This window comes from Jeotgalibacillus soli, from assembly GCF_000829435.1.
GTDB lineage: Bacteria > Bacillota > Bacilli > Bacillales > Jeotgalibacillaceae > Jeotgalibacillus > Jeotgalibacillus soli.
Window position 1 is genome coordinate 712,618 of record NZ_JXRP01000018.1, and the last position, 24,433, is coordinate 737,050.

30 protein-coding genes and 3 pseudogenes are annotated in these 24,433 nt (G+C 35.4%); 8 read left to right on the forward strand and 25 right to left on the reverse strand.

Going from position 1 to position 24,433, the window contains the following annotated elements; genetic code table 11:
• Nucleotides 1-48: 48 nt before the first annotated feature.
• Together KP78_RS13770 and KP78_RS21005 are read right to left on the reverse strand one after the other, a co-directional pair.
• Nucleotides 49-426, reverse strand: a complete 378-nt coding sequence (locus tag KP78_RS13770; RefSeq protein WP_041089773.1) for a PadR family transcriptional regulator — start codon at nucleotides 424-426, stop codon at nucleotides 49-51.
• Between the two features lie 290 nt (nucleotides 427-716).
• Entirely contained in the window at nucleotides 717-839 is a 123-nt protein-coding gene (locus KP78_RS21005; RefSeq protein WP_268747527.1) for a hypothetical protein, read from the reverse strand.
• A 203-nt stretch (nucleotides 840-1,042) separates the two neighbouring features.
• Between KP78_RS21005 and KP78_RS13775 the strand changes: the two are divergent.
• Nucleotides 1,043-1,380, forward strand: a pseudogene (locus KP78_RS13775) (oligoendopeptidase F); the annotation flags it as partial.
• Between the two features lie 47 nt (nucleotides 1,381-1,427).
• Here the strand turns inward: KP78_RS13775 and KP78_RS13780 are convergent.
• Nucleotides 1,428-2,051 carry a flavin reductase family protein gene (locus KP78_RS13780; RefSeq protein WP_041089777.1) on the reverse strand — a complete coding sequence of 208 codons (624 nt, stop codon included), beginning with the start codon at nucleotides 2,049-2,051 and terminating at the stop codon, nucleotides 1,428-1,430.
• A gap of 18 nt (nucleotides 2,052-2,069) precedes the next feature.
• Nucleotides 2,070-2,678, reverse strand: coding sequence for an alpha/beta hydrolase (locus tag KP78_RS13785; RefSeq protein ID WP_041089779.1), 609 nt, complete (start codon nucleotides 2,676-2,678; stop codon nucleotides 2,070-2,072).
• Nucleotides 2,679-3,003: 325 nt separating this feature from the next.
• Here KP78_RS13785 and KP78_RS13790 point away from each other — a divergent pair, with 325 nt between their 5' ends.
• The gene (locus tag KP78_RS13790; protein ID WP_041089781.1) at nucleotides 3,004-4,608 is read left to right on the forward strand and encodes an ABC-F family ATP-binding cassette domain-containing protein; all 1,605 of its coding nucleotides are present in this window, start codon (nucleotides 3,004-3,006) and stop codon (nucleotides 4,606-4,608) included.
• A gap of 356 nt (nucleotides 4,609-4,964) precedes the next feature.
• Here the strand turns inward: KP78_RS13790 and KP78_RS13795 are convergent, their stop codons facing one another.
• A complete protein-coding gene (locus tag KP78_RS13795) occupies nucleotides 4,965-5,891 on the reverse strand; it encodes a tyrosine-type recombinase/integrase (RefSeq protein WP_041089783.1) in 927 nt (308 codons plus the stop codon).
• A gap of 246 nt (nucleotides 5,892-6,137) precedes the next feature.
• Here KP78_RS13795 and KP78_RS13800 point away from each other — a divergent pair, with 246 nt between their 5' ends.
• A complete protein-coding gene (locus tag KP78_RS13800) occupies nucleotides 6,138-6,449 on the forward strand; it encodes a DUF3817 domain-containing protein (RefSeq protein WP_041089785.1) in 312 nt (103 codons plus the stop codon).
• 83 nt (nucleotides 6,450-6,532) lie between these two features.
• Here the strand turns inward: KP78_RS13800 and KP78_RS13805 are convergent, their stop codons facing one another.
• The 3 genes from KP78_RS13805 to KP78_RS13815 all read right to left on the reverse strand — a co-directional run bounded on the left by KP78_RS13805 (nucleotide 6,533) and on the right by KP78_RS13815 (nucleotide 7,474).
• Complete coding sequence (locus tag KP78_RS13805; protein ID WP_041089787.1) at nucleotides 6,533-6,712, reverse strand: hypothetical protein; 180 nt, start codon at nucleotides 6,710-6,712, stop codon at nucleotides 6,533-6,535.
• Nucleotides 6,713-6,832: 120 nt separating this feature from the next.
• Complete coding sequence (locus tag KP78_RS13810; RefSeq protein ID WP_041089789.1) at nucleotides 6,833-7,033, reverse strand: cold-shock protein; 201 nt, start codon at nucleotides 7,031-7,033, stop codon at nucleotides 6,833-6,835.
• Nucleotides 7,034-7,252: 219 nt separating this feature from the next.
• The gene (locus KP78_RS13815) at nucleotides 7,253-7,474 is read right to left on the reverse strand and encodes a YkvA family protein (protein ID WP_327063180.1); all 222 of its coding nucleotides are present in this window, start codon (nucleotides 7,472-7,474) and stop codon (nucleotides 7,253-7,255) included.
• A gap of 433 nt (nucleotides 7,475-7,907) precedes the next feature.
• Between KP78_RS13815 and KP78_RS13820 the strand changes: the two genes are divergently transcribed.
• A complete protein-coding gene (locus KP78_RS13820; protein ID WP_235420937.1) occupies nucleotides 7,908-9,026 on the forward strand; it encodes an AI-2E family transporter in 1,119 nt (372 codons plus the stop codon).
• A 36-nt stretch (nucleotides 9,027-9,062) separates the two neighbouring features.
• On the opposite strand, the gene KP78_RS13825 is transcribed toward KP78_RS13820, so the two are convergent.
• The 4 genes from KP78_RS13825 to KP78_RS13840 form a co-directional block, all read right to left on the reverse strand.
• Nucleotides 9,063-9,401 (reverse strand): DUF1033 family protein, encoded by a 339-nt coding sequence (locus KP78_RS13825; protein WP_041090009.1) that lies wholly within the window; start codon nucleotides 9,399-9,401, stop codon nucleotides 9,063-9,065.
• A gap of 84 nt (nucleotides 9,402-9,485) precedes the next feature.
• On the reverse strand, nucleotides 9,486-9,833 hold the full coding sequence (locus tag KP78_RS13830) for a fluoride efflux transporter FluC (RefSeq protein WP_041089796.1): 348 nt from the start codon (nucleotides 9,831-9,833) through the stop codon (nucleotides 9,486-9,488).
• Nucleotides 9,830-10,207: a fluoride efflux transporter FluC gene (locus KP78_RS13835; RefSeq protein ID WP_041089798.1), complete on the reverse strand. Its 378-nt coding sequence runs from the start codon at nucleotides 10,205-10,207 to the stop codon at nucleotides 9,830-9,832. Before KP78_RS13835 ends, KP78_RS13830 begins: the two co-directional genes overlap by 4 nt.
• An 81-nt stretch (nucleotides 10,208-10,288) precedes the next feature.
• Nucleotides 10,289-10,597 (reverse strand): ArsR/SmtB family transcription factor, encoded by a 309-nt coding sequence (locus tag KP78_RS13840; RefSeq protein ID WP_041089800.1) that lies wholly within the window; start codon nucleotides 10,595-10,597, stop codon nucleotides 10,289-10,291.
• A 531-nt stretch (nucleotides 10,598-11,128) separates the two neighbouring features.
• Here KP78_RS13840 and KP78_RS13845 point away from each other — a divergent pair.
• Together KP78_RS13845 and KP78_RS13850 are read left to right on the forward strand one after the other, a co-directional pair.
• Nucleotides 11,129-11,773 (forward strand): 5-bromo-4-chloroindolyl phosphate hydrolysis family protein, encoded by a 645-nt coding sequence (locus tag KP78_RS13845; RefSeq protein WP_041089802.1) that lies wholly within the window; start codon nucleotides 11,129-11,131, stop codon nucleotides 11,771-11,773.
• Between the two features lie 2 nt (nucleotides 11,774-11,775).
• Nucleotides 11,776-12,954, forward strand: coding sequence for a toxic anion resistance protein (locus KP78_RS13850; protein WP_041089804.1), 1,179 nt, complete (start codon nucleotides 11,776-11,778; stop codon nucleotides 12,952-12,954).
• Between the two features lie 330 nt (nucleotides 12,955-13,284).
• Here KP78_RS13850 and KP78_RS13855 read toward each other — a convergent pair whose 3' ends face one another.
• From KP78_RS13855 to KP78_RS13865, 3 genes are all read right to left on the reverse strand, one after another.
• Nucleotides 13,285-15,204, reverse strand: a complete 1,920-nt coding sequence (locus KP78_RS13855) for a vWA domain-containing protein (RefSeq protein WP_041089805.1) — start codon at nucleotides 15,202-15,204, stop codon at nucleotides 13,285-13,287.
• A gap of 12 nt (nucleotides 15,205-15,216) precedes the next feature.
• Nucleotides 15,217-16,101, reverse strand: a complete 885-nt coding sequence (locus tag KP78_RS13860) for an ATP-binding protein (RefSeq protein WP_041089807.1) — start codon at nucleotides 16,099-16,101, stop codon at nucleotides 15,217-15,219.
• Between the two features lie 78 nt (nucleotides 16,102-16,179).
• Nucleotides 16,180-16,587, reverse strand: a complete 408-nt coding sequence (locus KP78_RS13865) for a hypothetical protein (RefSeq protein ID WP_041089809.1) — start codon at nucleotides 16,585-16,587, stop codon at nucleotides 16,180-16,182.
• 164 nt (nucleotides 16,588-16,751) lie between these two features.
• Between KP78_RS13865 and KP78_RS13870 the strand changes: the two genes are divergently transcribed.
• Complete coding sequence (locus tag KP78_RS13870; RefSeq protein ID WP_041089811.1) at nucleotides 16,752-17,552, forward strand: ion transporter; 801 nt, start codon at nucleotides 16,752-16,754, stop codon at nucleotides 17,550-17,552.
• 75 nt (nucleotides 17,553-17,627) lie between these two features.
• Here the strand turns inward: KP78_RS13870 and KP78_RS13875 are convergent, their stop codons facing one another.
• The 7 genes from KP78_RS13875 to KP78_RS13900 all read right to left on the reverse strand — a co-directional run bounded on the left by KP78_RS13875 (nucleotide 17,628) and on the right by KP78_RS13900 (nucleotide 22,149).
• Nucleotides 17,628-18,095, reverse strand: coding sequence for a Rok-like winged helix domain-containing protein (locus KP78_RS13875; RefSeq protein ID WP_052474830.1), 468 nt, complete (start codon nucleotides 18,093-18,095; stop codon nucleotides 17,628-17,630).
• A gap of 119 nt (nucleotides 18,096-18,214) precedes the next feature.
• Complete coding sequence (locus tag KP78_RS13880) at nucleotides 18,215-18,418, reverse strand: DUF6501 family protein (protein WP_041089813.1); 204 nt, start codon at nucleotides 18,416-18,418, stop codon at nucleotides 18,215-18,217.
• Between the two features lie 587 nt (nucleotides 18,419-19,005).
• On the reverse strand, nucleotides 19,006-19,206 hold the full coding sequence (locus tag KP78_RS18740) for a carcinine hydrolase/isopenicillin-N N-acyltransferase family protein (protein WP_268747531.1): 201 nt from the start codon (nucleotides 19,204-19,206) through the stop codon (nucleotides 19,006-19,008).
• A 191-nt stretch (nucleotides 19,207-19,397) separates the two neighbouring features.
• Nucleotides 19,398-19,589 (reverse strand): hypothetical protein, encoded by a 192-nt coding sequence (locus tag KP78_RS20800; RefSeq protein WP_052474832.1) that lies wholly within the window; start codon nucleotides 19,587-19,589, stop codon nucleotides 19,398-19,400.
• 768 nt (nucleotides 19,590-20,357) lie between these two features.
• The gene (locus KP78_RS13890) at nucleotides 20,358-20,738 is read right to left on the reverse strand and encodes a tyrosine-type recombinase/integrase (protein ID WP_041089815.1); all 381 of its coding nucleotides are present in this window, start codon (nucleotides 20,736-20,738) and stop codon (nucleotides 20,358-20,360) included.
• Complete coding sequence (locus tag KP78_RS13895; RefSeq protein ID WP_041089817.1) at nucleotides 20,738-21,088, reverse strand: ArsR/SmtB family transcription factor; 351 nt, start codon at nucleotides 21,086-21,088, stop codon at nucleotides 20,738-20,740. The genes KP78_RS13890 and KP78_RS13895 overlap by 1 nt, the downstream gene beginning before the upstream one ends.
• Before the next feature lie 434 nt (nucleotides 21,089-21,522).
• Nucleotides 21,523-22,149 (reverse strand): LysE family transporter, encoded by a 627-nt coding sequence (locus KP78_RS13900; protein ID WP_041089819.1) that lies wholly within the window; start codon nucleotides 22,147-22,149, stop codon nucleotides 21,523-21,525.
• An 80-nt stretch (nucleotides 22,150-22,229) separates the two neighbouring features.
• Here KP78_RS13900 and KP78_RS20125 point away from each other — a divergent pair, with 80 nt between their 5' ends.
• Entirely contained in the window at nucleotides 22,230-22,382 is a 153-nt protein-coding gene (locus tag KP78_RS20125; protein WP_157841507.1) for a hypothetical protein, read from the forward strand.
• A 5-nt stretch (nucleotides 22,383-22,387) separates the two neighbouring features.
• Here KP78_RS20125 and KP78_RS13905 read toward each other — a convergent pair whose 3' ends face one another.
• The 3 genes and pseudogenes from KP78_RS13905 to KP78_RS20805 all read right to left on the reverse strand — a co-directional run.
• Nucleotides 22,388-22,609: a hypothetical protein gene (locus KP78_RS13905; protein ID WP_041089821.1), complete on the reverse strand. Its 222-nt coding sequence runs from the start codon at nucleotides 22,607-22,609 to the stop codon at nucleotides 22,388-22,390.
• Between the two features lie 131 nt (nucleotides 22,610-22,740).
• Nucleotides 22,741-22,989, reverse strand: a pseudogene (locus KP78_RS19360) (non-homologous end joining protein Ku); the annotation flags it as partial.
• A 15-nt stretch (nucleotides 22,990-23,004) separates the two neighbouring features.
• A pseudogene (locus KP78_RS20805) lies at nucleotides 23,005-23,547 on the reverse strand (Y-family DNA polymerase); the annotation flags it as partial.
• Nucleotides 23,548-24,433 lie beyond the last annotated feature (886 nt).

Sequence of the window (24,433 nt, forward strand, 5' to 3'; positions counted from 1 at the left end):
TACGATGAAAAATACTGCATTTGTTTCTCCTTAAAAACGGTATTTGCTTTAAAATACCGTTTTTAAAATATTTTCCAATATCCTCTTTTGCTCTTCAAACAAAGGCAAAAATTGCTTTTTCATTCGTTGAAATTCTTCTCGCCCTTTATCAGTAAGACGGTACCAATATACCTTTTGCCGTTTTTTTTCGTGTGATTTGTAATCATCTGTCCGGCTTAGATAACCTTCTTCTGCCATATCATGAAGGGCATCCAAAAGTGTACTTGGAGCAGGTTCCCAGTTTCCGCCGACCTTGCGAAATTCACTCTTAAAATGTTCACTGATCATGCCTGACTGTTTAATGGATAATAAGTGCAAAATATAAAACTTTGTAAATTGAGAAGCACTCATATTAAGAGCGAATTTTTTAGGATTATGATTGCTCACGAGATCTACCACCTTTGTATCTATTTTCTACACCCAGAATCATGACGCTTTACTTAATTTTACCACATAATAGAGAGTATATCTATTTAAATCGATCATATGTTCCTGTGAATACAATAGAATCCAAACATTCTAACTTATAAGAATGATTTCCCTGTTTCATAAGTTTTTTGTATGCTATTTAGTGTATCTAAATAAATTGCAAAGGAGGTCATGTATGTTTAATCAAATGAAGCGTTTATCATGTGATGAAGTACCCGAGAATTTAACATAGGATTTATCCGCTTTATTTAGTTCCACAGCTGATTGGGCGGCTGCTCTGCAATCACTTCTGCCGGATGCTGAAAAACTGCTAGTTTAAAAAGGAACGCTACACGAGGGTGCTGAACAAATAATAGAATGATTAAATGCATACGAATTATTGTTTATTCGTGTCGTTCATGTCTCTACTTACTCTTCTCTTAATCTATCAGGTGATGGAACAAACACTGATCATCAAGCAAATGCCTCACGTGTTGGCAGCGTCATTGCAGAGATTAATGGAAAATTATCTTTCATTCATACTGAACTATCCGCACTGTCGAACGGTCAATTAGAAGAGCTGCTTCAGTCACATGAACTGCTTACATCCTTCTGGGGAGATACAGTTGAAATTGATGAAAGCGCCTCATTAACTTGGGTGAGACAGCATCATTACTATATGGGGCTATACCTTACACCTATAGCGCAGGATTAACGGCATCTACTGCTGTTTCTCAAATTATTGAAGAAGAAGGACAGCCAGCAGTAGAGCGCTGGATGGAAGTGTTAAAAGAAGGAGGCACGAAATCACCACTTGAATTAATGAAGCTTGCTAGAGTTGATCTTTCCACTTCTAAGCCGATTCAAAAAGCAGCAGCATTCATAGGAGAGCTTGTGGATGAATTAGAAAAGAGCTACGAGTGTACCTATTGATTAAAACAAAAAGAAGCTGGATTGGATTATCCCAATCCAGCTTCTTTTTATGATGTAGGACGCTCAATTGAGAAGGACTCTCCCAGCTTCGCATAGTTTGAACCTGCTAATCGAGCTATTGGCTTTAGCTTTTCTAATTGAATATAGCCATTGTCATCACGCAGCCCTGAAGCTAGATGAATTGCCGTTACATAACCAATTAGCAAATCACCTGTTACAGGTTTTCCTGGTTCACTTAGCTCAAGATGATGATGGAGTGTACATTCAAGTCGAACATTTGCTTCATTAATCCCAGGTACATCTATCGTGTCACTTTCGATAAGTGTTAATCCTGCTCTTGTGATTTCACTTTCATCAGGTGGGAGCGGCGCCGAAGCTTCGTTCACTGCTTCCACATTTAATTCATTTGTTAAGTGAACAACAAACTCCTTCTTTTGGAGTGCATTCCGTGCTGTATCCTTTTGATTTGCTGTATCCTTGTGTCGTCCTACAGAAACCGCTACAAGAGGAGGTGTTGCAGAAATCATATTAAAGTAGCTAAAGGGTGCCCCATTCACGATTCCATCGGATGATAAAGTCGTTACAAAAGCGATAGGTCTAGGGACAATTGTTCCTGTCAATAACTTATAACGCTCTTTTTCTGATAAATTAGCGGGATTGATCCGTTCCATTTTTATCAGCTCCTGAATTTAGACGTTAAATTGTTGATTATACCAAACCTTTGCTACATCAACCTCTTCTATTGTCAGTTGATGACCCTGTTTATGCCAAAACAGCTCCACATTTGCACCTGCTTGATTTAACAGCTGTTGCAGATCGTTTGTTTCATTTGGTGTACACATCGGATCATTTTCACCTGCTCCAATAAATACAGGAAGACTCTTTAATGAAGGAAGTTTTACATCACGATTCGGAACCATTGGATGATGCAAGATTGCCCCTTTTAACACATCCTCGTAGTGGAATATTAAACTTCCTGCGATGTTCGCACCATTCGAATAACCAATTGCAATAACATTGTGACGATCAAACCCATATTTCTCTGATGCTTCATCCAAATATTGACGGAGTTCTTCTGTACGTAATTTTAAATCCTCCATATCAAAAACACCTTCTGCTAAACGTTTGAAAAAACGGGGCATTCCGTTTTCAGAAACATTTCCTCGCACACTTAATACACTAGCTTCCGGATCGATTCGTTCAGCTAAAGGCAATAGATCCTGTTCCGTTCCTCCTGTTCCGTGAAGCATCAAGAAGGTTGGCTTTGATGGAGAACCTTGTTTAAAAATATGTTTCATTATGCATTCTTCCTTCCCTATAAAATAATAATCCATCGGAATATTTCCATTTACTATGTTTATTATCACAAATAATGTACCATTTTAGAAAGGGATTTACTTTCTTTAAGTTATAACAGTCAGGCACTGATTGATCAAAGTCCAAGCATTATTAACACTATGGTTATTGTATCGAATGGGAGTATTTATTTCAACTTCAAAATACTTAGTTTCAAGATATCCACTCATACCCTTTAATTATTTCATTAAAAATTCGGGTTCTATACTGCTATTCAAATCAATTAGTGATATAATTCTATGGATTAGCGTGTATGGAGGGAATATAATGATTCAAGTAACGGATGTTAGTTTGCGATTTGGAGACCGCAAGCTTTTTGAAGATGTCAATATAAAGTTTAATCCTGGTAACTGTTATGGACTAATTGGTGCAAACGGAGCAGGAAAATCAACATTTATTAAAATCCTTTCCGGGGAAATCGAAGCTCAAACTGGCCATGTTTCAATGGGGCGTGATGAACGTCTTGCTGTATTAAAACAAAATCATTTTGAGTATGAAGAGCATGAAGTATTGCAGGTGGTTTTAATGGGCCACGCACGTTTGTATGAAGTCATGCAAGAAAAAAATGCGATTTATATGAAAGAAGATTTTTCAGATGAAGATGGAATTAGAGCTGCTGAACTTGAAGGCGAATTTGCTGAAATGAACGGCTGGGAATCTGAATCTGAAGCTGCTATTCTCTTGCAAGGTCTTGGTATCCAAGAATCTATGTTTTCAAAGAAAATGGCTGAATTAACGGGATCTGAAAAAGTAAAAGTGCTTTTGGCTCAAACTTTGTTTGGTAAACCAGATGTTCTTCTTCTTGATGAACCAACAAACGGATTGGACATTCAAGCTATTCAATGGCTGGAAGATTTCCTCATTAACTTTGAGAACACAGTTATTGTCGTTTCCCATGACCGTCATTTCTTAAACACAGTATGTACACATATCGCCGACTTAGACTTTAATAAAATCCAGATCTATGTTGGTAACTATGATTTTTGGTATGAGTCAAGCCAGTTAGCACAAAAAATGCTGCAAGATCATAATAAGAAAAAAGAAGAAAAAATTAAAGAGCTTCAAGCCTTCGTTGCTCGCTTCAGTGCAAATGCATCAAAATCAAAACAAGCAACATCCCGTAAAAAGTCGCTTGAAAAGATTTCACTTGATGACATTAAACCGTCCTCTCGTAAATATCCATTTGTGAATTTTGAATTGGAACGAGAAATTGGTAACGACGTTCTTCAAGTCAAGGATCTAAGTAAAACGATTGACGGTGTTAAATTACTCGACAATGTAAGTTTCACCATGAACAAGGATGACAAAATTGCTCTTGTCGGGGATAATGAGATTGCAAAAACAACACTAATGAAAATTCTCATGGGTGAAATGGAGCCTGATAGTGGTTCATTTAAATGGGGCGTTACCACAACTCAAGCGTATTTCCCTCATGAAAATAGTGCTTATTTCAATGGAGATGAGACAGATCTTGTGGATTGGCTACGCCAATATTCACCGAACGATCAAAGCGAAACCTTCCTTCGCGGGTTCCTTGGCCGTATGCTATTCTCAGGTGAAGAAGTACGTAAAAAACCAAACGTTTTATCTGGTGGTGAGAAAGTTCGCTGTATGCTATCAAGAATGATGTTAAAGCAAGCGAACGTAATTCTTCTCGATGAACCCACAAACCACCTTGACCTTGAATCCATTACTGCACTAAACAATGGATTGATCAATTACAAGGGTGCGATGATTTTCACTTCTCATGACCATCAGTTTGTTCAAACCATTGCAAATCGTATTATCGATATTCGTAATGGTCAAATCATAGACAAACAACTTAGCTATGATGAGTATCTTCAATGGAGCAAGGATACTATTTCTTCTTAATTAAATCAAAAAAGAAGGACTGAAACGTATGATAATCATACTATTTCGGTCCTTTTTTATTTGGAAAAAATCTACGTGTTACCCCCTGCAGTTTTATTTATTAATGAAGCTTTTGTTAAATTTTTTTATTAATTTCCGCTTCAGGCGTTCTCTTTCCTCGGGCGATCTGTCGCTCCTCGGCGATTTGCACCTGCGGGGTCTCCCTTTGGCTCGTTTTCCATGCAGGAGTTTCACTCCTTACGCTCCAATCTACTCGGTGCAAAAATCAACAACGATCTTTAACATGCCATTAATGAAAGAACAAACAAAAGAATATTACATACAATTAGTTTACATAATATTATTATGTTAAACAATTAGTCGAATAGTGCGATTGCTTTTCTCTTTTGTTCACTCGTTACATGTGTGTAGATTTGGGTTGTATTAATATTCTCATGCCCTAATAGCTCTTGGACGATTCGAATGTCGGCACCTTTTTGAACAAGTGACGTACCAAAAGTGTGACGAAGCTTATGTGCAGATAACTTCTTACCCTCCAAGTAATGAAAGGCAGGATCCTTCTTGAGTTGCTCTAAAGCATTTTTAGTGATTTGTTGGATCATACGAATCGACAATCGCTGGCCTCTCGTACTAACAAAAAAAGCTTTTGCCTGACGTTGAATGGCTTGATTATTTTTTTCAAATTCAAGAAGTTCTTGAAATAACGATGATTTTAATGGAACATATCTTGTTTTTCCACCTTTTCCGTAAATGGTTAATCCACCTTGTTCACGATCAATATCCATCGAATCTAAACGATGTACCTCCAGAACGCGTAAACCTGCAAATGCCATGAGCTTTATTACCAATCTATTTCGTGCTGTAAATTGGTCCTCGGAAACACTTTGAATTAATCCGGCGAGTTCATGCTCATTTAAGAAAAGCGGGAGCCTCTCTTTTGATTGACGGGCTGCGTCCACATCTAGTGCTGGGTTATGGTTCATTAGTTCGTATTTCGTCAGCGCTTTGAAAAACAAACGCAAAGACATTAATCTGCGATTTCTGCTCGAGGCTTGTCCTTCCTTAACCTGACCTTTCGCGCCGGCCATTTTTAATGATCGAAAGAATGCTAGTATATCCAGCTTTGTAACTTCATTAATATCGATCTTTCTATTGTAAATAAAACGGAAAAACATTAACACATCGTATCGGTAATGACGAATCGTTGTATCCGCATATCCCACGTCCTCCATGTACATTTCAAATGCTTCAAATTCTTTTTGAAAGTGATTAAGTTCATTCATTCGAATTCCACCCTACTAATTTGTTTATTCTTCTATTATTGCGTGTAAGATACATTACACGCAATCTTTATTTTTATTCCCTAAAACTGGATGTCGCTCAGAAGCTCTCAAATGAATTTATCTTTAATTATGAAGGCCTCGACCTTAGATTGACCAATTCGTGAACGATTGGAAAAACACGTGCATCTATACTAGTAAATGCATTATAGTTAAATTATATTGTTTTACACTGGAGGAATAGTGGAGATGCTAAAAACACCAATTGGCAAACTTCGCGTAATGGGATATTTCGAAGGGATCTCTCTTCTTGTCCTACTAGCGATAGCAATGCCTCTTAAATATGTATTTGATATCCCAGAAGCTGTGACACTTGTTGGATCGATCCATGGATTTTTATTCGTTGTTTATTGTCTTGTCATAACGTATGTAACATATGTTACTAGATGGAAATGGCATTGGCCTTTAGTTTCCTTCGCTGTTGCTTTTATTCCTTTCGGCAATGTCATGCTTGATTTTAAGCTAAAGAAACTTGAGAATCACGAAGAAGCTACTGTGTAAAAAAGTCGTCATTTAGCCAATACTTTTTAATAACGTATACATTCAAATAAAAAGAAGGGGGAGTATACTCCCCCTTCTTTTTTTCACCTCCAAAAAGGACGTTTGATTTCATCGTCCTTTTCTTTCGGATCGTGTTTAACTGCTTCCGGTTGACGCTTTTGTCCGCGCGGACCCCAAAATAAATCAAATGGATGTACTTTTTCTTCTTTTTTCATTGCTACTTCTTCCACTTCTATTTTTTTCTTTTTTGATTCTTTGGACATGCTGCTCACCCCTTTTGCATATTGTATTCGGGATATAATAGACATGCGTGGGCATAATACTATGTATATATTACAAACAAAAAGCCATTCCCTATTAGGAATGGCTTTTTATGTTAATCGTTATAGTTTTACAACATTAGCTGCTTGTGGTCCACGATTACCTTCAACCACTTCAAACTCAACCTGTTGGCCTTCGTCTAAAGTTTTGAAACCATCACCAGTGATTGCTGAGAAGTGTACGAATACGTCATTTTCACCTGCAACCTCGATAAATCCGAATCCTTTTTCTGAGTTGAACCATTTTACTGTACCAGTTTTCATGAAGAAACCCTCCAAAATATTAATTGACAATATGCAAATTTAACCAAAGAAAAATTCACATATTACAAAAAGTACCGTGCATTCCGATCACTTTTTGTAATATGTGAATCTCAACTTGCAGGTATCTTTGATATTTACTTGTCTATTTAAATTATACAATGTTCAGAATAAATGTCAAATGGAAAATGAGCATTACTTCCATTTTTTCTAAATAACCAATCATTTTTTATAAAGTTCAAATTTTTCAGCTAAATGAAGCGGCGCCATCTTTACCATGAGCTGCAGGATAAAACCAACAACAGCTATATCATCTGTAAGTCCGATAATAATTAAATAATCTGGAATCAGATCAGTTGGAAGTAAAATATAACCGAACATTAAACCAAGTGAAAGTATTTTCTTTAACAAACTTACTTCCTTTGATAAAAAAAATTCTTTCACAAATGGTATTGAGTTTCTAAAGTTAAATAAAAATCTTATTCTAGACCAAAAACGAATCATACTCATCACATCCTCGACTAATTTATTTATGTTAAATAAGAACAAGATCGTAATAATTTTCTACTGTATTTTAACAACTAGCAAACTGTTGTTTCTCCATGAAAAAGACCTTGGCCATATGGCAAGGTCTCATTATTAGGAAACGAAATCGTCTCACCTACAGTGGAATGGTCACTATAAGAAAGTCAAAAAATCTTCTGCAGCTAATTATGTATGGGAATTTTCCTTCAAGTAAACCGGGTAACATAACTATATAAGATGGATGGTGATTTGTCTATTTCATAGCGAGAATAATAAAAGAATAGCATAAGAACTTGCTGTCATGTATGATAATACCATCCTAGTAAAGAAATTTCTAGATGGAGGGATGATTTTGTCTGAATTAGCAAAATATAAAGGGTTTCGAATCGGTTTCGGAATTATCATGATCTTACTAATTATATACTTAGCGGATCTTGTAAGTTTTATTTTCACTCCTGTTACCATTATCTTTACAACGCTTTTCGCGCCAATCGCGATTGCAGGCGTTCTTTATTATTTACTTAGACCTCTAGTAGCCTTTTTGAGTAAATATGTCCCAAGAGCGGTTTCTATTCTTATCATTTATTTATGTGGAATCGGATTAATAGTCGGTCTTGTCTTTTTAGTGGGACCTACCTTACAAAATCAGTTCAACTCACTCATTGATAATATCCCTGTTATATCCAGAGAATTAGGTGATATGATTTCCGATCTACAGCAATCAAACTGGTTTGAAAGCTTCCAGGAAACACAGGATTTTTCATTCAGTGACATTGCAGATCGTCTAACTGGCTTTTTAGAAGGGGCAGTGGATGCAATAGGATCCAATTTCGTTTCTCTTATTGGAATTATTACCAACATTGCGGTCATTATTGTGATTATCCCATTTGTATTATTCTACATGCTTAAAGATGGACAAAAGCTTCCTGATCAAATCCTTCGTTTTACTCCAGATGAATTTCACTCAGAAGGAAAAAAGGTACTGGATGATATGGATTCAGCTTTAAGTTCCTATATTCAAGGACAAATTATCGTTAGTGTATGTGTCGGTGTACTATTGTATATTGGTTACTTAGTCCTTGGACTAGAATATTCACTTGTATTGGCATTAGTCGCTATGCTAACCAATGTTATTCCATTTGTCGGTCCTTTTATCGGTACAATACCCGCAGTAATTGTAGGATTTATTGATTCACCACTTACGGCATTATTTGTTATTATCGTCGTAATCATTGCTCAACAGGTTGAGAGTAACTTAATTTCACCACAAGTAATGGGGAAAAAACTGTCGGTACACCCATTAACTATAATTTTCCTTTTATTAGTAGCAGGAAGCTTTGGTGGCCTTTTAGGGCTGATTTTGGCTATACCAACATACGCAGTTGCCAAAACAGTCATTGTTAATGCCTATCGTTTTATTAAAGTTCGGAAACGCTATAAAGATCGTCAGCTTCAACAAAATAAAAGCTAATATAAATAAAGGTCTGAAAATGGAGCGTCCTCCACTTCAGACCTTTTCATTTATAAAAGCTTGTCGAATTAATTGATCTTCATTACTCTTATTTTCAATGGCATAAGGACTGTTATTATACATAATCAATAACCCATGATAAATTTGTAAATCATCATCACATGATTCACAAAACAGTATCTCATCTTCATTCCAAAAAGCAATCTGAGTTCCTTTTTTTATACGATTTTTTGGATATTTAACTGAAAGTTCTTGGATTTTATTTACATACTTCGCAAAGGCTGTTTCTTTTTCTGAAAATGTCCATTGTTCAATAACATCCTCTTCCCAGCCTTCCAGAAACCACCAGGGTTCTGCATCACTTTTTGTTTGCATTACAGTCCACACTATCTAGCCCACCTTTCTGCTAAGTGCTGTTTCTATCTTACACAAAATAATAGACTGTGGGAAAAATTTTGCTCAAATTAGCGTTGATAATAGGAAACCAACACCAGCTGCTGCGACACTAATCAATAAAATACCATTCATATAAATAAGTCCTTTAACCGTTTCACCGTTCTTAATTATTTTTATGCCCTCCAATTGTAAAGTTGAAAAAGTTGTAAACGCTCCTAAAAATCCAACGATTAGAAAAAGATAAACCTGTTCAGTAAATAGAACCTGAAGCAAGAATCCAGCACTTAATGATCCTAGAATATTGATAATGGGAGTTGCCGCTGGAAAAGGCATTTTTTTTGTGATATAAATAGTGATCATCCATCTAGCAACTGCACCGATCGCACCACCAATTGCAACAAAAATGATCATGGCTTCTCCTTCTTTAATCCACTAGCTAAAAAAGCACCTAGTACTGTTAATAAAGTGCCTCCAACCAGTGTAACCATAATATATACCATTCCAAATACAATGTTATCTTTAAGTACTAAGATACTCTCTACGCTAAAAGCAGAAACAGTAGTAAAGCTACTCAGCATACCTGTTCCAAAAAACAATCCCACTCTCTCGTTTCCTTTTTTCCCTTCAATGAATCTAAAGGTAATAAATGACAATAAAAAAGTCCCAATTAAATTTGCTAACAAAATGTTGAGTGGAATGGGATAGGTAAATGGAAACAAAAGCGTTATAAACCATCGAAGCAGAGCTCCTATTGCCCCTCCAGTTGCTACATAAAATACATTCACTTAATTCGATCTCCTCATCAAGATTAGTAACTATGATGCAACAATAAAGAAAAATGCAGTGGAAGTCCACTGCATTTTTCTTTATTGTTGCTTGGTTGATGAAATCTGCAAGGGTTTCAATAGCTGTAAAATTAACTCGTGCTCCCTAGCATTTGGATTTAGCCTGTACAATATACGTTTTCCCACTCTTTTTTCCATAACTAATGAGGCATCCTTTAGCTTTCTGATATGCTGGCTGACTAATGGCTGACTTATTTCAAACAATGTAACAAATTCAGAAACGGTCCAATAATCATTTGATAGTTTTTTTGCCATTACTAGTCTTGTTTTATCGCCAAGCAAACGATAAAGATCAGCAAGTTCATCAGAAGAATAGTTCAAATTATCCATTCATCCCCCCCACCTTCTATAAAAATGAATATATAGTCATGAAATATGAACTACCTTTTTTATTATACCTCCTCTTTATATGAAAATGTTTGTTTTAATGGTATTCTTTTCGTATTTAATAGTAAAAATGTTCTATACGTCTTTTAGTTGATTCGCATAGCTTGCCATCATTCATCTAATGTTAGACAATAAAAGAGATCAATAATAGATACAATAATAAGGAAGTATACTTTAGATTCATATCCAAGACACAGTACAAAATCTCGAATTTAAATACACAGGTTAACTTGATGGAAGCATGTTCATGCTAGGAGTGGGTAAAGAATAAGGTATGCAGGTCGGTTGAAGTAATAATTGCAGATAAAGATGTTTTTTTCTTACACTTTATGACAATGCTCAAACAACTCTATACCCTTCTACTGGAGCTAAACGACAACATGTACATTATTTATTAATTTTCTCACTGAAATGAAACTAAAACCTTAACTTAATCGTATATAAAAGACAAGCCTACGTGAGGAGTAGATGAAAATGAGAGAATTTTTATATTTCCTAGCAAGGCTAGGTATAGCAATTCCAATTGCAACATTAACATGGATTATCACAGTGTTTATTATGGATCTTAATTTGTTTCTGGCTTCGATTGCGGGGATTTTAGGCGGTGTACTCCCTTTTTATATTTTAAAATGGTTTCAACGACGTTCTTATCTAAAATCACTAGGATTAAGTGTACAGGAATTTCAGTATATTAAAAACAATCTAAAGGAATCACAGCAAAAAATATCCAGACTTCAAGGTAGAATCTTTCAAATTCGCTCAGTTTCTGCAATGCGTCAGCTGAATGACTTAACCAAAATATCTAAACGAATTTTTCACATTGTAAAAAAAGATCCAAAACGATTTTATGCTGCTGAACGGTTTTTCTTTTATCATTTAGATTCTGCAGTTGAGCTTACCGAAAAATATACTTTTTTGGTGGCGCAGCCAATAAAAAACAAAGAAATTCTGGAATCACTTGAAGATACACGTAAAACGTTACTCGACCTCTCTTCTACCATTGAGGAGGAATTGATGAAGGTTTTATCAACTGATATCGATACGCTAAAAATTGAATTAGATGTAGCTAAAAAGTCTTTGGACCGAAGACCTATGGAGCGCTCTAGAAAGGGGATGTAATAATGGAGCAAAATCGTCAAACCGTTAAAGTACAAGATCGTAATCAGACATTGGAGGATCTACTGGCTAATCCATTTGGTGATAACGAATTAACAGCAATACCTGAAGTTGAAGCATCTCCTGCTAAATCAAAGCGTTTAATAGATGTAATCCCTGAAAAAGACCGCGAACAGGCAATACAAATTGCAAAACAAATCAACCCAGCTGACCACCAGGCTATTTTACAGTATGGAACTGCTGCTCAATCCAAGCTTTCAAAATTTTCACATTCTATGCTTGATCATGTTCAAAGAAAAGACGTTGGGCCCATTGGAGATATCCTAAAAGAATTAATGACCCGTTTAGAACAAATTGATCCAGAAGAATTGTCTGATCAAAAAAAAGGGATGCTATCAAAGCTTTTTAATCGAGTAAGTCGCTCTGTAAATGAAGTCCTGTCAAAATATCAAAAGCTGGGTGCCCAGGTAGATCGAATTAGTGTAAAACTGGAGCATTCAAAAAAATCATTAATTGATGATATTCAAATGCTAGAACAGCTATATCAGCAGAATAAAGATTACTTCCAAGCTTTAAACATCTATATCGCCGCTGCTGAACTCAAGCGTGATGAACTTGAAAAAGAAACAATCCCTGCTATTCGTAAAAAAGCAGAGCAAAGCGATGATCAAATGGCTTATCAGGAAGTGAATGATATGCTGCAATTTTTGGACCGGTTGGACAAAAGGCTTTATGACTTACAGCTGAGTCGTCAAATCACGATACAAAGCGCTCCACAAATTCGTTTGATCCAAAATATAAATCAGGCTCTTGCTGAAAAAATTCAAGCATCCATTTTAACAGCTATTCCTTTATGGAAAAATCAAATTGCCATTGCATTAACCCTATTTCGCCAACAAAGAGCCGTTGAGGCACAAAAACAGGTAACCAAGACAACGAATGATTTATTGTTAAAGAATTCAGAGATGCTTAAAACAAATAGTATTGAAACAGCAAAAGAAAATGAAAGGGGGATCGTTGATATTGAGACGCTAAAAACAACCCAAGCAAATCTTGTCTCGACACTGGAAGAAACATTGCGGATTCAACAAGAAGGACGTGCAAAACGGCGCCAGGCTGAGGAGGAAATCCAAGCAATGGAAAGTGAATTAAAACAGCAGCTTCTTCAAATAAAAGGAAATTAATCATTAAAAAATCACCTTCTCCTTTTTTAATGGGAGAGGTGATTTTTAGTCGATTTTAGATAAAAAACCTGTATGCATTTGAGAAGATTTCCGTAACATTAAAACCATTTCAACCTGCTTTTATTACCTTTTTTCCAATGATTTTTATTTACCTTGTCATTATGTCGTTGCATTTCTTGAATTTTAGCTTGATGGTTAATTGATAAATGATTGGCCATTTATTTTTTCACTCCTTTTCTTGTTACTCTTATTGTAGACAAGAAGTGGAGAAAAAAAACGGCGTTTAAGAACGATTTTAACTCCGTCCATAGCCTGACATACGACTCAGTCTTATATGCTTTTGTATAGAAGTCGTTTAAGTAATGGGAAAAGTACATCTGGAAGTTCTTCTATATTCGAAATGAAGAGACTATATTTACCATACATGTTACGAATTACTTCTTTTTGTCCCTCCGTAACTTCTCCGTTTGAAAGAAACAGGTTCATCACCTCGATGCCATTCTTCCTTGCATTGATTACAGCTTCATGTGTGTCCATAACCCCATTTTGCTCATAGTTCATTGCAGCGGGTTCACCATCCGAAAAGACCATTAAAAAACGTTGTTTTTCCTTGCGTGAAAGAAGTCGTTTGGTCATATGGCGAATGGCATAACCGTCTCGGTTGTCTTCTTCCGGCTGCAGCTGCATAATTGCAGCACCTTGATTTGTGTAAATTGAATCATGATAGGATATAACCGTCTTCATATAATTAGGTTGACTCGTTTCACTAACGTTATTTGTATCTTCCCAGAATCCGACAATTTCATGAGGGACGTAAAGTGATTTTAGTGCCTCATGAAATAAAACAAGCCCTTTTTTCGTTTCTTCCATTTTGTCATGCATGGATGCAGAGCAGTCAAGCAATAACGTAAAGGTTGCGTCAATTTCTGGTGATTTTTCGTCTTTTTTATAAAAAATCTTCGGCTGATCATCTGTTAAAAATGGGATTAACCGTTTGCTCAATCGACCAAATGCAAGATTTGTTCTAGGCTGTATTTTTTTATGATCCAATGTTTTTTCTATCATTCTTTGTAGTTTTTTTTGATAAAAAACAACTAATTTTTTGAAAATATCATATCTTTGCTGTTCAGAATGAGCAATAGGATTGGAGGATTGAAAAACCGGGTGCGCATAGCGATTTTCACGTCCGAAATAATCGGTTTCTCCTTCACCTGATTGCTCTTCTGAATTTAAATCCAGTTCTTGGTTATCAAATTGTTGATGCTGAGATTTTCTACTTGCCCCCTGAATCATCCCTAATGCTTGGTCTCCTTCGTCACCTTCTCTTGCCTGATTCCCTTTTATATTCGTACTGGAGCCCTGATCCAAATCAAATTGTAAAAATGATTCTCCTTTGTCAGAAGATTCACGATGCCAAGTACTGAATTCCTCTTTCATTACTTCTTCATTTCCAGTCGCTTCTTCCTTCAGATGGTCACAATTGACTAAAGGATCATCGCGCTTGAGATCCTTGTATGTTAAACTACTCTCCCATTCTTCCATCACTTGCTCAGGAAGGTGGAAATATTCGTTTAACATATCTTTTGCTAAAATTTCATCTAGAACCTCACAAATTTCATTACAAAGTGCTGTTGCCTCTGCGGTTGACTTAATATCAAAGGAGCGCTCAATCTGTTGTTGTATAAAAGGCATAGCCATATCAATTGAAGAATTAATTTTAGGCCAGTCCGATATTGGAGATTGAGCATTCAGCATCAAATAGAGCATATTAAATAAAGCATCCGTAGAAACGCCCTTTACCAAGTGTACATTCAGCTGTGATTCGAAATAGGATGTATAAATACGTCTTCGAATATTAAAGGCTTTTTTTGTTCCTGGACGAACGCGTTTAATTTCCTCTTCTATACGTAAATCTTCAATCATGATCAAGAGCTGCTTTGAAAATGAACGAATAGATCGTTTTTTTGTTTTGAAAATATATTTATTAATCGACGGGATATCTGAATATTTCATTGTTCCAACTGCACACAAATAGATATCAGACTTTAAACCCATAACCTCGTCTATCGAGCTCCTATGATCCCAAAAATGACTAACAATAATCTTCCTGCCCGGAAGATCCGCGTAGGAAAGCGGACCGTATTCTACGTCTATGTCTTGTATTTTTGTTAAGGTTTTTGCCAAATCGGTTAACTCCATCAATCGGAAGGAATTAATGCTTTCATCATTAAATTGAATAAATCGTTCCATGACCGATCATCCTCACTCAAAAATCGTTTCTGCAGCATTTCGGATTGCCGCCTTCTCTCGATCATCTTCTACTTTATCTATTATTCCACGAAGCAACGCTCTCATGGGTGGAAGATATATGGCCAAATCACATGTGTCGAGTAAGGCACGAATAGAAGCGGCTTCCTCAGACACTTGTCCGTTTTGGACCTGTGTTAAAAGATCCTCTGATAGTTGGACAAATCGATCTATAAGCATCGAGTCCGTAAGCTTACTTTGACCTTCAATTACTTTTTTTAAGGTTTCACCCTGTATATAAGGTACATCAATAACAATAAAGCGATTCTTCAATGCTTCATTTAAAGGAACGGTACCCACATATCCTTCATTAATAGCTGCAATTACACCAAATCCCTCTTTTGCTTTAACAACCTCATTTGTAAATGGATTAGTAATCGTTCTGCGATAATCAAGTACTCCGTTTAAGATTGGGAGCGTTTCGGGTTTAGCCATGTTAATTTCATCAATATAAAGAAGCTGCCCTTTTTTCATTGCTTGAATAACGGGTCCCTCCACAAAGGTAATGGCTGAATGTCCATCAACTTGTTCGATGGTTTTATATCCAAGCATCGCTTCAGCATCTAAATCTACTGAGCAGTTAATACTATACATTGGCTGAGAAAAGATGCTGCTGATTGTTTCTGCGAGCTTTGTTTTTCCAGATCCGGTAGGTCCTTTTAAAAGAACGTTTTTACTTAATGCGAGCGCAATTGCAGAATCCTTTAATATAGATGGATCGTTTGAAGTATACCCACCCGTTCCAATTCGAGCAAAATCCTCGTCATACTGACTGGCTTGTCTGCTTTTTATTAGCGATTGTATTTCTTCTGGAAGTTGATAAATTATAGATGATATCATTTCATGAATCCTCACTTTTTATGATAAATTAATATATATATTTATGGTTATTAATTGTACTTTTATAATAATATTATTTCAATTAACATTATTTTTATTTCCATATTCTATAGTATCTTCAAGAAATTGATTAACGGTCTTGAAAAAACTTTTTGTAAAGGTATCCACTGAAGATTTGCACCAAAATGATAATGGAGAATGAGCTGATATAAGTGGAAAAAAGTATGTTTTACCCTTTTTTTGAATTTTACCATTGAATTCTGGTCTTGGTGCAACGGATACATTACATTTGTTCTTTTTCTGTTCAATTTTGGCATGGAGGTTGTTTAAATACACGGATCGAGTGAATCTCTCTTTTTCATGGGGAGATAGAATCACGATTAATGGAATTATATGATATTTTCCCTTTACTTTATAAGCCTTAGTTACTTCCCATGATATAAAGCCATCCACAGAGGTTAAAGACTGTTCCCACTTATTATTCATTTTATATTTCACCTCTTCTCACTAGTTATGTTAGACAAACTACTAAATGGCTATCTTCTCCTATTAGAATTACTATTATGTCACTTCTATAATCACCCTAAACTAAACTGGTGACAGCTGATGCTTAACAAAGTAAAATATATTGGGGAAAGGAGGTAGTGTAATTGCTAGAAAAGATTCGGCAGAAATGCGCTAGATTATCAGATCATCCAGGATTTACAAGCATTATAATCGGGCTGATACTTTTAAACGCCGTCTTAATTGGTTTAGAAACCTATACATATATTTATGAGGAATTTATTACATGGTTTTTTATAGCTGATCAAATTTTATTATGGATTTTTACAATTGAAATATTGATTCGTTTAATTGGAAGTCGTTCATTAAAATTATTCTTTAAAGAACCTTGGAATATGTTTGACTTTATTATTGTGGCAAGCGGTCACTTGCTAGTTGGCGGGCATTATGTAACTGTATTAAGGATTTTGCGCGTTTTGAGAGTGCTTAGAGCCATTTCGACTATCCCTTCACTGCGAAAAATGGTAAATGCTCTTCTTATGACCATCCCTTCAATGGGAACAATTATGCTTTTACTCACCATTTTCTTTTACATTTATGCAGTAATTGGTACGACATTGTATAAAGAAATTGCACCAGAATTTTTTGGTACCCTTCATGCTTCTTTGCTAAGCCTGTTCCAGGTTGTTACTTTAGAGTCATGGGCAAGTGGTGTTATGAGGCCTATTTTAGCAGAAGATCCAACATCTTGGTGGTTTTTTGTAACGTTTATCTTAATCGGAACCTTCGTTATATTTAATTTATTTGTCGGTGTTATTGTAAGTAATGTAGAGGAAGCAAATCAAGCTGAGAACCCTTCTCCTACAGACAGAAAATTAGAAGCAGTTCAAAAAGAGTTAGCAGAAATTAAAAAACTTTTAAAAGAACAGCATAGCGTAAAAAAATAGCCGTAATTTATAAAAAAGACTGACTTTTGTTCTTTTTAACAAGACAAGTCAGTCTTTTTTTAAAAAAAATGGTGTTTAAGATTCTTTTTCGTAAATATACAAACCACGATCCAATTTACGAACGTGTCTATCTTTTCGTTGGATGGTTTTCATAAATGTAGTCATATTCGCAACTTTAAAGCCTGTTTTGTCTAAAATATACTCTTGAATTTCAGTACCTTTAACAGGCTCTAAACGATCCCGTAAAATTGTAAAAGCCGCTTCGTGCATTTGTCTTGATTTTCCAAGTTTTTTCGTTTTAAGCATTCTTTTTCCAGCTAGCTGATCACCCGCTGCATTTTCTTGGGTTTCTGATTGTTCTTGAACAAACTCAGGAGATAAATCTGTACTTATTTCAGATTGTTCGTAACCTTGTGTTGAATCTAACTCTCTCAATCTCTGAAGGATCGATTCACGTTCTTTATGAAACGCTTCAAATATTCTTTCTTCTGAATCTTTCATTTGTTCTAATCGAATTTGCAGTGCCATTCTTTCTGTAAACATGGGCTTCTCCCCTTAATATTAATTGTATAAATTTATTATAGACATTAGTGAAAAAAATGAAAAGAAAAAAAGTCTTAGTTTTTAAGAAAACTAAGACTTTTTTAAAGAGATAAAAAACTTTATGCAACTTGGAAGTAATATTTGTAAAATCCTCCCACTTTTCCGCTGTTATCAATGATAAAAATAAATTCTTCTGTTTCATTTTTCACTTCGTAAGTCTTCCCAACGGTAAGTACGTTATTAACGATATATTTTTTAGCTTTATCTTGAATACATGTTACCGTTTTAAGAGAAGGACGATCTTGCCAATTGTGATGAATCATCATAAATCCTCCTTTCTATTCAAAAAAAGTATAGCGTGACTCCTTCTTAATTACAATACGTGTGACAATTATTTCTTTTTGTTCAGCATATTTTTCCTTTTTAAGCAGAAGTTAATCACCTTATCTATTTTCTATTTTTAATAACAAGCTGTTTAATTGGCTCATAAATGACCAAAGCGTTCTTCCGTATTCACCTTACCAAAAATTTTTGTAACGGGGAATCGGATGACTTTTAACCATTCTTCAAAATTAATTGTAATTGGAGTAGCTTTTTCTCCTAAACCAAAGATCACCGTTAACGTTTCTGGAATGTAAACGAATGTATGAATTGTACCAGCCCAGCTTTCATAATTTTTTTGAAAATTCCATACTGAGGATCATTTAAAAAATGAAACGCTTCTATAGCTGTCACTTTATTATTATTCATTTGATTTATTGTTTCTAATCTTTTTTTAGAGTCCATTAAATGGTAACGATTTTTCAGCTAGTAGTTTAGGCGATTGAAAGTGATTCGTACAGCCCATGATGTTTTCATATCGCACAGCTACCCTCCCCCTGAAGCTTCTACAACGGCTTGTGTTCCATGTTTATCTTATAATGAAGACATTAAATACTTGGCGATGAGGAATTGGCTTAAGAAGGTCAATTGCCTCTTCTGTCGTTGCACAAGTATCCAGTAAAAAACGCGCTATTGTCGTGCAAATAAATCCTTCAGCAGCATTTCTTCGATTAACTAAATGATATCCTACAACTAAACCTTTCTCGTTCATCCCATCGCTTCTCCCAATTTAGGCTTAAGCACCAAAAGGATTCCGGAGCATGAGCCTTTCTTCATAGGTTTTAGGGTGATAATCATAGTTTCTTACGTATCCATCTCTCACCATTGCTGAGCATCCCGACTTTTTCTAGTCTTGCTGATAACCTGAATAATCGTGAAAGATATCATCATCTTGCCAATCTAGTTCAGAGGCAACTCCTTCTAATTCATCCCATTATCCTGGAGCAAAACCTTGATAATATTCTTTTGATCGATCAAAATCAACAGCATTTCTTTTAAATAATATTTATTGTACCAATTAAAAGATGTTTCAATTTTAGCCGGTACTTCTAAATCTTCTTGGTAAATAATATTTCTATTATCAGGTCGTATTAAAATTTTGTCTTTATCCAAGTTGGATGGATCAATTAAGTAAACAGAAATGATTTTATTTCTGGCTCATGCTTATTTATATTATCTTCCTGGTGGAACTAAGTTACTGGCTTCTTCTTATCTTTGAATTTCAAGACATAATTAGCCGTTGCACTAGATTTAGCAATCAATTTAATTTTTCCAAAATGAATGAAAGAACTGTAATCAGTTTCTGTAACCCTATTGCTGTAATGAATGATCATCCGATCCTTCAACTGAACATATTCACTTTCAGTAATATTCCTTGCTTTGTTCAGCCATTCATTACAAATTACAGGATTGGAATAGATTTGTTAAAGTTAAGGGTAATAATATACTTAATCTAAATGTGTTTAGCATGATTAAAATCAAGAAAATCAAAATCCAAAAGCACGAAGGAAGAAGCAAAATGAAGCGTATTAAACTGATGTTATTAGAAACACATCGAGGGGAAGCATTCTCTGATCAAAGTAAATTTCCATAAAGCAATGAAACAATCGAATTTAAAAATTTCAAAAATGTTACTAATAAATTGTTTTAAATTCTTTCGTGTGTAGTAAATTTACTACACACGATTTTTTATTTTCTTATGTCACCAAATGGTGACATAAGAAAAACTTCAAAACCATATTTGCTTGTTTGAGTTGCTTTTTAAAGTCTTCTTTCAAATGAGGGGTACTTTCTGGTAAAGGTCACTACTTTATTAGTGAAAAGTTAAATCTTCGTTGTTCTGAATTTCAATAGCACGCCAAGTTTAGCGGAAATCTCAATTTACATTTCTTTATTGTAATAATTTGTTCGTCGTTCACCCAGTTGTTCAGAAGCTTTTTTAGCTTTCTTATGTTCTCGATTCGAATAGAGTGCAGCTGTTGTGGTGGAACTGTGGCCAAGTTGAGTCATTAATAAATGGATATCTCCTGATTGTGCCATGAGATTGGTTCCATATGTATGACGCAACTTATGGGGAGACATGGATTTAGTTGATTTACATGCTTTAGTGTATTTCTTTACTAATGTATCAATTGCGCGATTAGAAAGAGGCGTAGCTGCATTATTCACTTTCGTTAAAAAAACATAATCTAAATGGTCTGTTGTTCCGTTATAGCGTTCCGAAAGGATGCTAAAACTTCTGATGTCATCTAATCCCCTCACTATTCACAAATAATTCTTAACCCCTGCTTCTCTAACGCTATAATTCGCTGATCCTGATTCGGAATGAATGCTAGAATTTGCTGTACTAATCCATACATATCACTCGTATGATTCAAGGAATAAAAAACCCATTGTCCTTTTCGAGTCTCTCTTACCAGGCCAACATCTTTTAGCTTGCGAAGATGCTGACTAATAGCAGATTGACCAATGTTAAAGATTTCAACAAACTCACAAACACAGCATTCGTTTTTCTGTAAAAGCTTCATCATCGACAACATCGTCTTGTCCCCTAGTAATTTCAGGACCATGCCCGCTTTATCAAGTTCCACCTTTGTTGTTTTTACTGTCATAGTTATCTCACCGCCATCCAATGATTCGGGAAAACCATATTCTTATTTGCTTATATGTATATGTTCAATCTATCACAACCTATAATACCATATCATTATATACTTATTTGACCAAATGGACTTAAACCAGCTTTTTACGTAAAGTAGCTTGTGCACTTAGTACACTTTTTGAATAAATGAATGAATAAATAAGATATGTATGCAATCAATGATGGTAAACCGACTTGATTCTTTCCCCCCTCTCAACGCTTCATACTTGCGAATAAAACGCAAAGATGCCCTTGGGAGAGTTTGATCTTCTAGCAAAATAGCTAAGGTTCATAACTCGCCCAAAGGCGTTTAAAGATCGCAACACAGCATAGACACAAGCCCCCATACATCACATAAAAAGGATCATTAAGCGGTCAGTTTACCTCTTTTTCAAGTTATGTAGATCAAAATAACGCCTGATAAGCCTGAATACCAAAGTATACCCCAAAGCCAATCATGGCTAAGGAGGAAAGAATGGAAATAATTTTCAGGAGCGTCGTGGATAAAAGTCTTCGGGCCACACTAGATATAACGGCCATTATAAAATTCCATAAAAGAATGCCAAATAGCATGGCTAGACTATATAGAAATATTTGATTTCCTGCATAATCTCCAGATGTTTTCGCAAGGACTGAACCATATATCCCTAAGAAAAAAAGGATCGTTATCGGATTCAGCATAGACATGAAGAAACCAGATAAGAATGATCGTCTAAGACGGATACTTCTCCCGGACCTCAAGTCCACCACAATTTTATTGAGTGTAAGTAAATTTTCTATCCCCGTATATATAAGAACAAAAAAGCCAAACGACCAGAGAAATGTTTTGATAAAAGGAAAATCAATAAATTGGGAAACCCCAAAATAAACCATGATCATATACATGACGTCCGCAGCTATTGCACCAAGACCAAAAATAAAAGCATGAAAAAACCCATTTTTAATTCCCGTATCTAGTTGAGCAGCCTTAACAGGGCCTATTGGTGCAGCCAAAGATACACCTAAAAAAATATAGGTAAATAGTGAATTCATGTAATAGCCCTCCGTTAAAAGATGTCTATGCATCTTATTCAGAGAAAACGGCTTGTACAACTAGTTAAAGGAGAAATTCTATGGAACAAAATAAGCATATTTTTCTTGTTTTACAGTCAAATGGCTTGATTGTTATAGTACTATTCCTATTCACAGGTCTCCCTTTATCAAGATGGATGAACGTAAACGAACGGGATCATACCCATCCGCCATTTAAAGCAAAGGATTTATGATGAGTCTAATTGTCTTCCAATTGTCGCGTTTCCTTCATTCCCTCTAGTGGCATGCTCTTGATGCCTATCCGGTTCATTTCATAAATTTCGATCATCTCACTATATGCATTTGAACCTCCAAGAGTGGTTTCATGTCTCTTTAACCATTCGTATATATCGTTTGTTTGTAAACTGTCATATCCCCCAGGTTCCAAAATCATCTTATCATTTGAGTAGAAGTAGTTCATTTTCATTCTCCCTTAAATGAATTTAGATTTCCCTCTAACGATCGTACAAAAACCCACTAAGCAATTCATTTTCTAGTGGATTTTTGATGATAAAACTATGCGTTTTTCTTTGCTTTGGAGACGGTTGTTTGTTACCGAGGAGCCGGTCTTTTCTTCTTCGTCTTATCAAGAGATGCTTGAAGAGCGGACATTAAATCGGTCACATTGGAGGCTGCTGGTCTATTTTTATCCTCACTTGGTGTTACTGTGTATTCACCGAATTTTTTCTCCTCAATCAGATCCATTAGGGCTGTACGATAGTCATTATGATACTTTTTCGGATCAAAGGCTGTTGTTAATTGATCAATCAGCATAAGAGCGGTATCGAGCTCTTTTTGAACAAAAAAGGGGTTATCACCTAATCCCCAAGCAGTCGGAAGTCCGAACTTTTCCCATATTTCTTGCTTAATCTTTTCAATTAATGCAATCGTATCACCACCATGAAGTCGTTTCGAATGGGAGAAATCGATAAATTGCTCATCAACAGAATAAATAAAAATATCTTCTTTTGGTACGTATCTAAAAAGTAATTTTGTAATCTCAATAGAAACCTGCAGATATAGTTACATATTCGCATTTACAGCATGTTTTTTTAGTTTTTCAGGAATTTCAAATAAACGACTACCAGTTTTTATGCCTTCTTTTTTAAATCTTGGAGAAGATGCAAGCACCACCGATCCATTACGTGATGTATCACCTACAACTGCAAGATAGTCATTGAGTGGATCTAAGCCACGTTTAACACACTCAATGGAAGAATAAAAGCTTTTCATGTCAACAATGGCAATATCACGTTTAGGAAACTGGCTATAGTCATACACAAAAATCACCCCTCTAATAACACTATACCCATTATTATAGAACGTATGTTCCTTTTGTTTATTCAGATTTTGAACCATTAATGTTCATCAAGGGGTTCCACCAACAAAACGTGGTTATCTTAACTAGTCATATCAGATGACTTTACAGTATACACACGATTTTTTTTCTTATGTCACCATTTGGTGACATAAGAAAAACTCCAAAACCATATTTGTAAAATGACAATAAAGTTATTTAATTTTAAAAGCTCAAACAAGCATAACCCCGTTCTAATTTAGGACGGGGTTAAAAATATAGTTGTTTAATTTTTGATTTAAGATACTTCACTATCCTAAAAAATATTATAATAAAGTCGTTTGAAAATCTAAGTTTTATTGAACAATCACGCCCGACTCTTGAAGATTATTGCAATGCCTTATTGTTAGTCTCTGGTTAAAGACTCATAGTTCCATTAGTTTTAGCTTCAGCTTCGTAGAATTGTTTTTTTGAAGGTAATAAGCTAAATATACACAACGTTATGGATAATATCATCATTATTAAAACACCTAAAACCACAACGGTCTGAATCGAAGTAATTTGTGCTGCAACTCCCAAAATGCTAGTTGCAGTTATAACTAAAATCGCTTGAATTAAGCTATAGGCACTCCCAAACAATAGCTAAAAATAATGCCAAACGAATAGAAAGTCAAAAGCGTTCAACAAGTACTTATTGAACGCTTCTTTCATATTACTTCAATACAACTGAATTGGTAGAAGTTGCACATGACAGTGTGGTAATCGGTATCAAATAATCATAAAGCGATCTTTCAACAAAGGAAAGATCGCTTTTGTTATGTACTAACATGCAAAATAGCGCTTAAAATATGCGCAAATTACCTCCTAAAATGACAAGTTATTTTTTATGGAATGAATCTATGTATCAATAGTCTTTACTCTAATGAGATTGTGAAGTGGTACACTTCA